This is a genomic window from Thermoactinospora rubra (genome assembly GCF_002093975.1).
GTDB lineage: Bacteria > Actinomycetota > Actinomycetes > Streptosporangiales > Streptosporangiaceae > Nonomuraea > Nonomuraea rubra_A.
Genome location: NZ_KZ084341.1, coordinates 15,097 through 27,772, shown reverse-complemented (window position 1 = coordinate 27,772; position 12,676 = coordinate 15,097). Strand labels below are relative to the sequence as shown.

The following is a 12,676-nucleotide window of genomic DNA, read 5'->3' as shown; positions in this document are numbered from 1 at the left end:
CGACGACCATGAGGTGGTACGGCGGGGCGTGGCCGCCCTGCTGGAAGCCGAGGACGACATCGAGGTGGTCGGCGAGGCCGGAACCGCCGCATCCGCCATCGCCCGCATCCCGGCGCTGCGGCCGGACGTGGCCGTGCTGGACGTGCGTCTGCCCGACGGCACCGGCGTGGACGTCTGCCGCGAGGTCCGCTCCCGCCTGCCCGAGCTGCGCTGCCTGATGCTCACCTCCTACGCCGACGACGACGCGCTGTTCGACGCCGTCATGGCCGGGGCGTCCGGCTATGTGCTCAAGCAGATCCACGGCTCAGATCTGGTCGGGGCGGTGCGCACCGTCGCCTCCGGCCAGTCCCTGCTGGACCCCCAGACCACCGCCGCCATGCTGGCCCGGCTGCGCGACCAGACCGCGCGCCGCGACCCGCTGGCCGCCCTGACCGACCAAGAACGCCAGATCCTGGAGCTGATCGGCGAGGGGCTGACCAATCGGCAGATCGGCGAGCGGCTGTTCCTGGCCGAGAAGACGGTCAAGAACTACGTCTCCAACCTGCTGGGCAAGCTGGACATGCAACGCCGTACCCAGGCCGCCGCCCTGGCCGCCCGCCTGAAGGCCGACCGCCGCGACCACGCCTGACCCCGACGCCTGACCGGCACGTCCTTCACACTACGGACTCCTGGCGCCCGCACTAGGGACTTCCGTCCCTACTCGGTCTCCTCCCCCGGCGGTGGGATGGAGGCATCGAGGAGGTGCAGGATGCGCACCACAGTGAAGGACATCATGACGACCGGCGTGGTGTCGGTCACCCCCCGTACGCCGTTCAAGGACGTCGCCGAGACCCTCATCGCCCACGCCGTCAGCGCCGTTCCCGTCCTGGACGGCGACGGCCGAGTCATCGGCGTGGTCTCCGAGGCCGACCTGCTGCGCAAGGAGGAGTTCCGCGAGCAGTACTACCGCGAGGGCTACAAGCCGCCGCTGAAGGTCCGGCTGCGCCACCGCGACGCCCGCGACAAGGCCGCCGGGGACACCGCCGCCGACCTCATGACCGCCCCGGCCGTCACCATCCCCCGCGACGCCACCGTGACGCAGGCCGTCCGCATCATGGACGAGCGCGACGTCAAGCGGCTGGTCGTCGTGGACGGCGACGGCTGCCTGGCCGGCATCGTCTCCCGCAGAGACGTGCTGAAGGTGTTCACCCGCGACGACGCCGACATCGCCCGCGAGATCCGCGAGCAGGTGCTGGAGCGCGGGCTGTGGGTGAACACCGGCCGGGTGCGCGTGGACGTCGCCCACGGCGTGGTCACCCTGAGCGGCCGGATGAACCGTCGCAGCGAGGCCGACATCGCCGTCCGCCTCACCCGCCGCGTCAACGGCGTCGTCGACGTGGTCGACGAGCTGACCTGGGCCGAGGACGACGACCGCGCCTGGGCCGGGCGGTAGCCATGCTGGTCCGCGAGGTCATGACCAGCCCGGTGGTCACCGTACGGCCCGCCGATCCGGTACGGCGGGCGATCCGGTCCCTGTACGGCCACAACGTCACCGCCGCCCCCGTCGTCGACGAGGACGGCCGGATCGTCGGCGTGGTCAGCGAGCTGGACTTGCTGCGCGGCGAGTTCGAGCCCGACCCCCGCGCCCATCTCCGGCCGGTCGCCGGCGCCGCCGTACCGCCGCCGCGGACCGTGGCCGAGGTCATGACCAGCCCGGTCGTGACGGTCACCGAGACCACCGACGTGGCGGACGCGGTCGAGCTGATGGTCGGCAAGCGCGTCAAGAGCCTGCCGGTCACCCGCGAGGGCCTCGTCGTGGGCATCCTGAGCCGCCGCGATCTGATGGCCATGCTCGCCCGGCCCGACGAGGAGCTGCGCCGCGACGTCGAGACCGCGCTGCGCGAGCAGTACCCCACCGGCCCGCGCTGGCAGGTCGCCGTCCGCGACGGCATCGCCGAGCTGACCGGGCCGGCGCACCCCGACGCCGACGCCATCGCCGATGTGATCGCCAGAACCGTCCCCGGCGTCGTCCGGGTCACCCACAGGAGGACTCCATGAGAACCACCGTCCAGGACGTGATGACCACCGAGGTGGCCGCCGTCAATGAGAAGGCCGGCTTCCACACCGTCGCCCAGCTCCTCATCGACCGCCAGGTCAGCGGCGTGCCGGTCATCGACGACGACGACCGGGTCGTGGGCGTCGTCTCCGAGGCCGACCTGCTGTGCAAGGAGGAGTTCAAGGAGCGCTACTACGGCGACGCCTACTTCCCGCCGCTGCGCGCCCGGCTGCGCCACATGACCGGCAGCGAGCACGGCACCTACCGCAAGTCCCAGGGCGAGACCGCGGGCGAGCTGATGACCTCCCCGGCCATCGTCACCACGCCGCAGTCGCCGGTCGTGGCCGCCGCCCGGTTGATGGACAAGCACGGCGTCAAGCGACTGCCCGTGGTGGACGCCGACGGCCGCCTGGCCGGCATCGTTAGCCGCCGCGACCTGATCAAGGTGTTCGTCCGCGGCGACGAGGAGATCAAGGAGGCTGTCCTGCAGGGACTCCCGCTGCACGCCGTCCCCAAGGTCCACATCGAGGTGAGGGACGGCGTCGTCACCCTCACCGGCCAGACCGACCGGCACACCGAGGCCATCTCGGCGGTACGGCACGCCGAGAACGTCGACGGCGTCGTGGCCGTCCGCGACGAGCTGACCTGGAAGACCGACGACGTCGCGCTCAATCCCCCAGTGTGGGGCGGGGCCTGAGCATGGACCCGGTCGTCCTGGACTCCCTCGACCCGCTGATCGGCCGGTTGCGCGCTCGCGGCTACGCCGTCGTGGGCCCAACGGTCCGCGACGGCGTGATCCGCTTCGCCGAGCTCGGCTCGGCGGCCGATCTGCCGCGCGGCTGGAGTGACGAGCAGGAGCCGGGCCGCTACCGGCTCCGGCAAGGGGACGACCTGGTCTTCGGGTTCGCCGCGAGCCCCGACTCGGCCAAGCGGTACACGCAGCCGCCGCGGTCGTCGCTGTTCCGCTGGCGGGACGGCGTCGCGGAGGAGACCCCGGTGGAGGCGCCGAGGGTGGCGTTGCTCGGGGTGCGCGCCTGTGACCTGGCGGCGATAGCCGTACAGGACCGGGTGTTCCTGGGCGGGCGGCACCCCGACGAGGCGTACCGGGCGCGGCGGGAGGCCCTGTTCCTCGTCGCGGTCAACTGCGCCGTGCCGTCCGGGACGTGCTTCTGCGCCTCCATGGGCACCGGGCCGCGCGCCACCACGGGCTTCGACCTCGCGCTCACCGAGCTGGCCGAGCCGCACCTCTTCCTGGCCGAGGCGGGCAGCGAGCGCGGCGGCGAGCTGCTGGCGGAGCTGCCACACCGGCCCGCCGGCCCCGCCGACCTGGAGGCCGCCGACGAGGTCTCCCGTACGGCCGCCGCCCGCATGGGCCGGCACGTCGACCTCGACGGCGTCAAGGAGCGGCTGGTGGAACAGCGCGAGTCGCCCGTGTGGAACGAGATCGCCAGCCGCTGCCTCACCTGCACCAACTGCACCATGGTGTGCCCGACGTGCTTCTGCACCACCGTCGAGGACGCCACCGACCTCGCCGGCGGCGGCGCGGAGCGCGTCGAGCGGTGGGACTCCTGCTTCACGCTCGGCTTCACGGAGCTGGGCGGCGCACCGGTCCGCGGCTCCGGCGCGGCCCGCTACCGGCAGTGGCTGACCCACAAGTTCTCCACCTGGGTCGACCAGTTCGGCACCTACGGCTGCATCGGCTGCGGCCGGTGCATCACCTGGTGCCCGGCCGGCATCGACATCACCGAGGAACTGGAGCGGCTGCGATGATTCCCACGCCCTATCGGGTGCGCTCCCGCCGCCCGGACCGGGCCGACACCGTCACCCTCACCCTGGAGCCGGTCGAGGGCGCGTGCCCGCCGTTCCTGCCGGGCCAGTTCACCATGATCTATGCGCCGGGCGTGGGCGAGATCCCGATCTCCATCAGCGGCCACGCCCGCTCCGGCGGCTACCTGCAGACCATCCGCGCCGTCGGCGCGGTCAGCCGGGCCCTGTGCGGCGTGCGGGTGGGCGACGTGGTCGGGGTGCGCGGGCCGTACGGCACGCACTGGGACCTGGCCGCGACGGCGGGCATGGACGTCGTCGTCGCGGCGGGCGGGCTCGGCCTGGCCCCGCTGCGGCCGGTGATCCGCGAGCTGGCCGCGCACGGCGCCCGCTACGGCCGCATCAGCCTGATCGCCGGCACCCGTACCCCGGCCACCCTGCTCTACCCGCGCGAGCTGGCGCGCTGGGCGCGCGACTTCGACGTGCTGGTCACCGTCGATCACCCGGACCGGGCCTGGAAGGGGCCGGTGGGGCTGATCACCAAGCTGGTGGACCGGATCGTCTTCGACCCCGCGCGCACCTGCGCCTTCGTCTGCGGTCCCGAGATCATGATGCGTGCCACCGCCGAGAGGCTGATGGGCCGCGGCGTCCCGGCGCACCGCATCGCGGTGTCGCTGGAGCGCAACATGAAGTGCGGCATCGGCCTCTGCGGGCACTGCCAGCTGGGGCCGCTGTTCGCGTGCGCCGACGGGCCGGTGCTGGGCTATGACCGGGTGGCGGCACTGATGGAGGTGAAGCAGCTGTGAAGAAGCTCGCCGTGTGGAAGTTCGCCTCCTGCGACGGCTGCCAGCTCACCCTGCTGGACTGCGAGGACGAGCTGCTCCGCGTCGCCGCGCGGGTGGAGATCGCCTACTTCCTGGAGGCCTCCAGCTCCAGGGACCCCGGGCCGTTCGACCTGTCGCTGGTGGAGGGGTCGATCACCACGCCGGAGGACGCCGAGCGGATCCGTCACGTGCGGCGGGTGTCCAAGCATCTGGTGACCATCGGGGCGTGCGCGACCGCCGGCGGCGTCCAGGCGCTGCGCGACCTGTCGGACGTGAAGGAGTTCCTGTCGGTGGTCTACGCCCGTCCCGACTACATCTCGACCCTGGAGCGGTCGACGCCGATCTCCGCGCACGTGCCGGTGGACTTCGAGCTGCGCGGCTGCCCCATCGACAAGCGGCAGCTGCTGGAGGTCATCGGCGCGTTCCTGGCCGGGCGGCGTCCCGTCGTGCCCGCGCACAGCGTGTGCGTGGAATGCAAGGCACGCGGGAACACGTGCGTGCTGGTCGCGCACGGCACCCCCTGCCTCGGGCCGGTCACCCAGGCGGGCTGCGGCGCGCTGTGCCCGGCCTTCAACCGGGGCTGCTTCGGCTGCTTCGGCCCGATGGAGACGCCCAACGCGGCCGCCCTGAAACCACGTCCCGACCAGAAGGTTCTCCAGTTGTACGGCAGCCGTTCCTGGGGGCAGCGTGACGCATAAGACGATCCGCGTCGGCGGGCTCACCCGCGTGGAGGGCGAGGGCGCGCTGCTGGTCCGCGCCCGCGCGGGCCGCATCACCGATCTCCAGCTGCGCATCTACGAGCCGCCCCGATTCTTCGAGGCGCTGCTGCGCGGCCGGGACTTCACCGAGCCGCCCGACATCACCGCCCGCATCTGCGGCATCTGCCCGGTCGCCTACCAGATGAGCGCCTGCCAGGCGCTGGAGGCGATCTGCGGCGTGACCGTCGACGGGCCGCTGCGCGACCTGCGGCTGCTGCTGTACTTCGGCGAGTGGATCGAGTCCCACACCCTGCACATCTACCTGCTGCACGCCCCCGACTTCCTCGGCTATCCCAGCGGCATCGCCATGGCCCGCGACCACCGCCCGGTCGTGGAGCGCGGGCTGGCGCTGAAGAAGGCCGGCAACGAGCTGGTGGCCGCCGTGGGCGGGCGCGCCATCCATCCGGTCAACGTACGGCTGGGCGGCTTCTACCGCGCTCCCACACGTGCCGACCTGGCGCCGGTCGCCGAGCGGCTGCGCCGCGCCCGCGATCTGGCGCTGGAGACCGTGTCCTGGGTGGCGGGCTTCGACTTCCCGCCGGTCGAGCACGACTACCGCTTCCTGGCCCTGACCCATCCCGGCGAGTACGCCATCCTGTCGGGCACGCCCGCCGTCAGCGACGGCACCCGCTTCCCCGTCGAGGACTGGCCCGCTCACGTCGTGGAGGAGCAGGTGCCGCACTCCACCGCCCTGCACGCCCGCCTGGACGGCTCCCCCGGCTACCTCACCGGCGCGCTGGCCCGCTACGCCCTCAACTCGGCGCGGTTGTCGCCGCTCGCCCGGGAGGCCGCCGCCTCGGCCGGGCTGGGTCCGGTCTGCCGCAACCCCTACCGGAGCATCGTCGTGCGGGCGGTCGAGGTGGTCCATGCCTGCGACGAGGCGGTGCGGATCATCGACGGCTACACCGAGCCGGACGCGCCCGCCGTACCCGTCACGCCTCGTGCCGGGGTGGGCCACGGCGCGTCCGAGGCGCCACGCGGCACCCTCTACCACCGCTACCGCGTCGACGACGCCGGGCGGATCGCCGAGACCGACATCGTGCCGCCCACCGCCCAGAACCAGGCCCGCATCGAGGAGGACCTGCGGGCCCTGCTGGAGCCCCGCCTCGATCTGCCGGTCGCGCGGCTGACCGAGCTGAGCGAGCAGGCTGTGCGCAACCACGACCCATGTATCTCCTGCTCGGCGCACTTCCTCGACCTGCGCCTGGACCATGGTTAGGGCCGTCGTCGTCGGCGTCGGCAACGACTACCGGGGCGACGACGCCGCCGGCCTGGAGGTGGCCCGGCGGCTCGGCGGCCTGGAGAACGGCGGCGACCCCGCCCAGCTCATCGACTTTTGGGCGGGCGCGGAGCTCGCCGTCGTCGTCGACGCCGCCCACGCCCACGACCCACCCGGCACGATCCGCCGCCACGAGGGCCTGGACCTGCCGGCCCGGTGCCAGGCCAGCACCCACGGCCTGAGCCTGGCCGACGCCGTGGAGCTGGGCCGCGCCCTGGGCCGGCTCCCGCGCCGGCTGGTCGTCTACACCGTGGAGGGGGCGGACTTCGGCATCGGCCGGCCGATGTCACCCGAGGTGCGGGCGTCGGTGGATGAGGTGGTGCGGGCCGTCGGCAGGGACCTTCGGCTAGCAGATCCGCGGTAGCTGTTCCCCCACCAGCATGTCGACCACGCGGGTGGAGCCGACGAGGGTGCGCATGACGACCCGGCCCGGATGGTCTTCGACGAGCTGCCCGATCCGGCGGGCGCCCGAGCCTTCTGGCAGGGCGCGCATGACGGCCAGCACCTCGTCGGTCTTCTCGGGGCTTACGAAGGCGACCAGGCAGCCCTCGTTGGCCACGTGCAGCGGGTCCAGGCCGAGGATCTCGCAGGCCGCCGCCACCTGGGCGGGTACCGGGACAGCGGGCTCCTCCAGCTCCACGCCGACGCCGGAGGCGGCCGCCAGCTCGTTGAGCGCGCTGGCCAGGCCACCGCGCGTGGGGTCGCGCAGAGTGTGCACGCCGTACCCACCGGCGTCGATCATCGCGGCGACCAGGCGGTGCAGCGGGCGGCTGTCGGAGGCGATCTCGGTCTCGAAGCCGAGCCCCTCCCGCGTGCTGAGGATGGTCACCCCGTGCAGGCCGATCGGCCCCGAAACCAGAACGACGTCGCCCGGCCTGCCATGGGAGGCGGACACCCGTGCGCCGGGCAGTCGCACGCCGATCCCGGTGGTGGTCACGAACAGCCCGTCGGCGGCGCCCCGGCCCACGACCTTGGTGTCGCCGGTGACCACCCGCACGCCGCACTCCCGTGCCGCCGTGGCCGCCGAGGCGGTGACGCGGCGCAGCTCCTCCAGCGGCAGCCCCTCCTCCACGATGTAGGCGAGGCTGAGCGCGACCGGCCGGGCGCCCATCATGGCCACGTCGTTGACCGTGCCGTGTACGGCGAGCGAGCCGATGTCGCCGCCGGGGAAGAAGCGCGGGGTGATGACGAAGGCGTCGGTGCTCATGACGACCTCCGGCGTGCCGGTCGTCACGACGGCGGCGTCCTCCAGGGCCGAGCCGCCCAGCCGGGGCGTCAGGTCGGCCAGCAGCTCGGCCATGAGCTGGCCGCCCGAGCCGTGCCCGAGCAGGACGCGCTCGGTCTCGGCCAGCGGCGCCGGGCAGGTGGCGGCGATCGGGTCGAACGCGGTGCTCATGGCGAAGGTGTCCTTCCCGCTGAGTAGTAGGCGGCGCACGTGCCCTCGGCCGACACCATCGGCGCGCCGAGCGGGCGCCGCGGGGTGCAGGCGGTGCCGTAGGAGGGGCATTCCAGCGGTGTGCGGGTGCCGCGCAGGATGTCGCCGGCGATGCAGCCGGGATGTTCGGTGGCGGTCACGCCGTCCACGCCGAAGCGCAGGACGGCGTCGTAGGCGGCGAACTCGGGAGCCAGCACCAGCCCGCTGGCCGGGATCGGGCCGATGCCGCGCCAGGTCTGGTCGGCCACCCGGAAGGCGCGGCGCATGGCGTCCTGGGCGGCGGTGTTGCCGGTACGGCGGACCGCGCGGGCGTACTGGTTGGTCACCTCGAAGCGGCCTTCCTCCAGCTGCCGCACCGCCATGAGGATGCCCTCCAGCAGGTCCAGCGGCTCGAAGCCGGTGACCACGATGGGCGTGCGGTAGCGCGCGGCCAGCGGCTCGTACTCGGTCCAGCCCATCACCGCGCACACGTGGCCGGCGGCCAGGAAGGCGTCCACCGAGGCCGACTCCATGATCGCCACCATGGCGGGCGGGACGAGCACGTGGCTGACGAGCATGCTGAAGTTGGTCAGGCGCTGAGCGGCGGCCTGGATGACGGCCATCGCGTTGGCCGGGGCGGTGGTCTCGAAGCCGACCGCGAAGAAGACCACCTCGCGCTCGGGATGCGTGCGCGCGAGCCGTACGGCGTCCAGCGGCGAGTAGACCACGCGCACGTCCGCACCGCGCGCCTTGGCCGACAACAGGTCGGAGGTGGAACCGGGCACGCGCAGCATGTCGCCGAACGAGGTGAAGATCACCTCGGGGCGGGCCGCGATGGCCAGTGCCCGGTCGATCACCTCCAGCGGCGTCACGCACACCGGGCAGCCGGGCCCGTGCACCATCCGGACCGGGATGAGCTCGTCGATGCCCTGGCGGACGATGGTGTGGGTCTGGCCGCCGCACACCTCCATGATCGACCAGGGGCGGGTGGCGGCGGCCCTGATCTGGTCGACGAGGCTCCGAGCCAGCACCGGGTCGCGGTACTCATCGAGATACTTCATCGAGCCCTCCGGGGATGGCGCGCAGGATCTCCAGGGTGCGGCGCGCCTCTTCCTCGTCGACCTGGGAGATGGCGAAGCCGACATGGACGATCACGTAGTCGCCCACGCGCGCCTGCGGGGTGAAGGACAGGCAGACCTCGCGGCGGACGCCGTCGAAGTCCACCACCCCCATCTCCTCGGCGACGGCGACGATCCGGCCCGGCACTCCCAGGCACATCACGGCGTCCCATGGCGTGACGGGGCTCCCAGGCGGGCGGCGGCGACGGCGGCCTGGCCGAAGCTGATGCCGCCGTCGTTGACCGGGATCCGCTCGCCGATGTAGGGGTCGAACCCGGCCTCCTCCAGGCGGGCCAGCACGTCGGTGGCCAGCAGCCGGTTCTGGAACACCCCGCCCGACAGGCACACGGTGCTCACGCCGGTCTCGGCCGCGGCGCGCTCGCACATCAGCACCGTGACCGCGGCGATCGTGGCGTGGAAGGCGGCGGCGATGCGCTCGACCGGCTCGCCGTCAGCCTTGGCGGCCAGCAGGTCGCCCAGCGTGGCCACCCCGTCGTACACCCACAGGCCCTCGCGCCGCTCCAGCCGCCAGGCCAACGGGGCGACCGGCACGGTCTTCTCGCACCGGCCGCCAGGGAGGTCGGCGTCGCCGGCCCGCAGAGCGGCCGACGCCGCGTGCTCCAGCCGCATCGCGGCCTCGCCCTCGAACCGGTTCTCCTCGCACAGCCCCAGCAGCGCGGCGGCGGCGTCGAACAGCCGTCCGGCGCTGGAGGCGGGCGGGCAGTTGACGTCCCGCTCGATCATGCGGCGGATCACCTGGGTCTCTGCGTCGGCGGCGAGACCTTGCGGGGTGGGCTGGCCGATGGTCGTCTCGCCGCCGAGCAGGTAGCCGAGTGCCATGCGGGCGGGCCGCCGTACGGCTGCCGCGCCGCCGGGCATCGGCGCATGGGAGAAGCGGCCCAGCCGCCGGTAGCCGAGGTAGTCGGCCAGCAGCAGCTCCCCGCCCCAGAAGGTGCCGTCGTCGCCCAGGCCCAGCCCGTCGTAGGCGACGCCGAGGAACGGCCCGGCCAGCCCGTGCTCCGCGGCCACCGCCGCCACGTGCGCGTGGTGGTGCTGGACGGCGACGCGACGCGGCAGGCGCCGGGCCAGCGCCGTGGACAGGTATCCGGGATGCAGGTCGTGGGCGGCGACGACCGGGTCGATGTCGTGCAGCGCCGCCAGCCGCCGCAGCGCGGCCTCATAGGCCTGCAGGGTCTCGGCGTCCTCCAGGTCGCCGACGTGCGGGCCGATGACCGCCCTGCCGCCGTGCGCCAGCGTGAAGGTGCTCTTGAGCTGGGCGCCCACGGCCAGCAGCGGCTCGCGAGTGGCCACCGGCAACCCCAAGGGCGCGGGGGCCAGGCCCCGGGCTCTGCGGATGACGGTGGCGCGGGACCCCAGCGAGCGCACCACCGAGTCGTCGTAGCGGCTCACGATGGGCCGGTCGTGGTCCAGCACCCCGTCCACCGGCAGGTCGACGCGGCCGGTCGGCATGGGGCTGTCGGCCACGTTGGCGCTGGTCACCACCAGCGGGCGGCGTAGCTCGTGCATGAGCAGGTGGTGCAGCGGTGTGGTGGGCAGGAACAGGCCGACGTCGCCCACGCCGGGGCTGACGTTGGCGGCCAGCATGCCGTGGCGGCGCGGCGCGAGCAGGATCGGCGCCGCCGTACCGGCCAGCACCTTCTCGTCGGCGGGCGTGAGGTGGGCCAGCGTGTGCGCGGTCACCAGGTCGCGGACCATGACGGCCAGGGGCTTGGCCTCGCGTGCCTTCAGCTCCCGCACCCGGGCCACGGCCGCCTCGTTCATCGCGTCGCACACCAGCTGGAAGCCGCCCAGCGCCTTGAGGGCCACCACTCCGCCGGCGGCGATCACCGCGGCGGCGGCGCGCAGCGCCTCATCTCTCGTGGCTCCGTGGAAGCGCAGCTGCGGGCCGCAGCGCGGGCAGGCGACCGGCTCGGCGTGGAAGCGGCGATCCGCCGGATCGTGGTACTCCCGCGCGCACTGCTCGCACATCGCAAAGCGCCGCATCGCGGTGCGTTCCCGGTCGTACGGCAGCGCCTCGATGATCGTCGCCCGGGGGCCGCAGGCGGTGCAGTTGATAAAGGGATAGCGGTAGCGGCGATCAGCCGGGGCGAACAGCTCCCGCAGGCAGTCGGCGCAGGTGGCCAAGTCGGGCGGGACCTCGGGCGACGTGCCGGCCGCCGGCACGCTGTCCTCGATCGTGAACTCCGCGGGCGACACGGCCGCATCGGCGGGCGACACGGCGATGTCGGCGATGCACGCCGCCTCGGGTCTTCCCCTCCGCAGGCCCGAGACGAACGCCTCCAGCTGCTCCGGCATTGCCACCGCGATGATCACCACCTGACCGCCCGCGTTGCGCACGCTCCCCCGGATGCCCAGGCTCGTGGCCAGCCGATGGACGAACGGGCGGAACCCCACGCCCTGGACGGTGCCCCGCACCTCCACCCGCCAGGCCGACGCCGCGGTCGCCGTGACCGTCATCGCAGCCCGCCGTTCCCCGGGCCGGACCGGATCACGGCGAGCGGGCACCGGGCGTGGTGCAGCATCGCCTGGCTCACCGAACCCATGATCAGCCCGGTCACCTGGCCGTGCCCGTGTGAACCGACGACCAGCAGGTCCGCCCCCTCCGAGGCGTCGCGCAGCACCTCCACCGCATGGCCGTGGATCACCTCGGTGATCACCTCCACGTCCGGATAGCGCTCCCGCCAGCCCGCCAGGACCTCTCCCAGCAGCCGCTTCTCGTCATCCTCCCCGGAGGAGGCGTGCAGCACGCTGGTGGCCTCGTGCCAGGTCCAGGCGTGGACCGCGTGCAGCCGCGCCTTGCGCAGCTCCGCCTCGGCGAAGGCGAAGGCCAGCACCGGCTCGCCCGCCGGTGAGCCGTCCACGCCCACCACGATCTCCTCGCGCGGGCTGCGCGACAGCGCCCGGACCACCACCACGTCGCACTGCGCGTGCCCGGCCACGCCCTGCGCCACCGAGCCCAGCAACAGCCCCGAGAAGCCGCCCATGCCGTGGCTGCCCACCACCAGCAGCTCCGCCTCCGGCGCGAGCTTGAGCAGGGCAGTGCGCGGATCATCGCCCAGCAGTGCCCGCTCCACCACGAGCGAGGGCGCCTCGCGCCGGGCCCGGTCCACCCCGGCGGTCAGGACGACCTCGGCCCCCTCGCGCATCCACCGCGCCACTCCCGCCAGCCGGTCGGTGTCGGTGGCGTCCCGTGCCCAGCCGGGCATCGCGTGGGCGACCAGCAGCTTGCGCCCGCGCAGGGCCGCCTCCCTGGCTGCCCAGGCCACCGCGTCCAGCGCGGCCCGCGACCCGTCCACACCCACCACGATCATCGCGTGTCCCCTCATCGGCTGTTTTCATCCCAGCAGCCGGGCCCTGACCTGCCCAGGGCCGATCAGCCCAGGCGTTCAGGGACTTTCGGCCCTGCCGTACGGCACGGCGGGCGGGCTGATCGGCGGCCCGGCAGCGACCTTCGCCCCTGTGG

At 73.4% G+C, this 12,676-nt stretch carries 14 protein-coding genes; 9 read left to right on the top strand and 5 right to left on the bottom strand.

The genetic code is table 11. The annotated features are described in order from the left end of the window. The 9 genes from BSB02_RS16940 to BSB02_RS16900 all read left to right on the top strand — a co-directional run. The coding region (locus BSB02_RS16940) for a response regulator (protein ID WP_240506469.1) at positions 1 to 628 on the top strand (628 nt) is incomplete at its 5' end. 120 nt (positions 629 to 748) lie between these two features. Continuing rightward, positions 749 to 1,432 (top strand): CBS domain-containing protein, encoded by a 684-nt coding sequence (locus BSB02_RS16935; protein WP_084959951.1) that lies wholly within the window; start codon positions 749 to 751, stop codon positions 1,430 to 1,432. 2 nt (positions 1,433 to 1,434) lie between these two features. Further along, positions 1,435 to 2,037, top strand: a complete 603-nt coding sequence (locus BSB02_RS16930; RefSeq protein ID WP_084959950.1) for a CBS domain-containing protein — start codon at positions 1,435 to 1,437, stop codon at positions 2,035 to 2,037. After that, a complete protein-coding gene (locus BSB02_RS16925; RefSeq protein WP_084959949.1) occupies positions 2,034 to 2,732 on the top strand; it encodes a CBS domain-containing protein in 699 nt (232 codons plus the stop codon). The genes BSB02_RS16930 and BSB02_RS16925 overlap by 4 nt, the downstream gene beginning before the upstream one ends. 2 nt (positions 2,733 to 2,734) lie before the next feature. Further along, a complete protein-coding gene (locus BSB02_RS16920) occupies positions 2,735 to 3,805 on the top strand; it encodes a 4Fe-4S dicluster domain-containing protein (protein WP_084959955.1) in 1,071 nt (356 codons plus the stop codon). Next, positions 3,802 to 4,605: an FAD/NAD(P)-binding protein gene (locus BSB02_RS16915; RefSeq protein WP_084959948.1), complete on the top strand. Its 804-nt coding sequence runs from the start codon at positions 3,802 to 3,804 to the stop codon at positions 4,603 to 4,605. Before BSB02_RS16920 ends, BSB02_RS16915 begins: the two co-directional genes overlap by 4 nt. Then, on the top strand, positions 4,602 to 5,321 hold the full coding sequence (locus BSB02_RS16910) for an NADH-quinone oxidoreductase subunit B family protein (protein ID WP_084959947.1): 720 nt from the start codon (positions 4,602 to 4,604) through the stop codon (positions 5,319 to 5,321). Before BSB02_RS16915 ends, BSB02_RS16910 begins: the two co-directional genes overlap by 4 nt. Then, entirely contained in the window at positions 5,311 to 6,600 is a 1,290-nt protein-coding gene (locus BSB02_RS16905; protein ID WP_084959946.1) for a Ni/Fe hydrogenase subunit alpha, read from the top strand. Before BSB02_RS16910 ends, BSB02_RS16905 begins: the two co-directional genes overlap by 11 nt. Next, on the top strand, positions 6,593 to 7,024 hold the full coding sequence (locus BSB02_RS16900) for a hydrogenase maturation protease (RefSeq protein ID WP_084959945.1): 432 nt from the start codon (positions 6,593 to 6,595) through the stop codon (positions 7,022 to 7,024). The genes BSB02_RS16905 and BSB02_RS16900 overlap by 8 nt, the downstream gene beginning before the upstream one ends. Here BSB02_RS16900 and hypE read toward each other — a convergent pair. From hypE to BSB02_RS16875, 5 genes are read right to left on the bottom strand one after another with little or no spacing between them, the layout of a single operon-like run. Next, positions 7,007 to 8,056 (bottom strand): hydrogenase expression/formation protein HypE, encoded by a 1,050-nt coding sequence (gene hypE / locus BSB02_RS16895; RefSeq protein WP_084959944.1) that lies wholly within the window; start codon positions 8,054 to 8,056, stop codon positions 7,007 to 7,009. The genes BSB02_RS16900 and hypE overlap by 18 nt on opposite strands. Beyond that, complete coding sequence (gene hypD / locus BSB02_RS16890) at positions 8,053 to 9,135, bottom strand: hydrogenase formation protein HypD (protein WP_084959943.1); 1,083 nt, start codon at positions 9,133 to 9,135, stop codon at positions 8,053 to 8,055. The genes hypE and hypD overlap by 4 nt, the downstream gene beginning before the upstream one ends. Then, positions 9,119 to 9,352, bottom strand: coding sequence for a HypC/HybG/HupF family hydrogenase formation chaperone (locus BSB02_RS16885; RefSeq protein ID WP_084959942.1), 234 nt, complete (start codon positions 9,350 to 9,352; stop codon positions 9,119 to 9,121). The genes hypD and BSB02_RS16885 overlap by 17 nt, the downstream gene beginning before the upstream one ends. Continuing rightward, positions 9,352 to 11,670, bottom strand: a complete 2,319-nt coding sequence (gene hypF / locus BSB02_RS16880) for a carbamoyltransferase HypF (RefSeq protein WP_084959941.1) — start codon at positions 11,668 to 11,670, stop codon at positions 9,352 to 9,354. Before hypF ends, BSB02_RS16885 begins: the two co-directional genes overlap by 1 nt. Beyond that, positions 11,667 to 12,524, bottom strand: a complete 858-nt coding sequence (locus tag BSB02_RS16875) for a universal stress protein (protein ID WP_084959940.1) — start codon at positions 12,522 to 12,524, stop codon at positions 11,667 to 11,669. Before BSB02_RS16875 ends, hypF begins: the two co-directional genes overlap by 4 nt. Between the last annotated feature and the right edge of the window lie 152 nt (positions 12,525 to 12,676).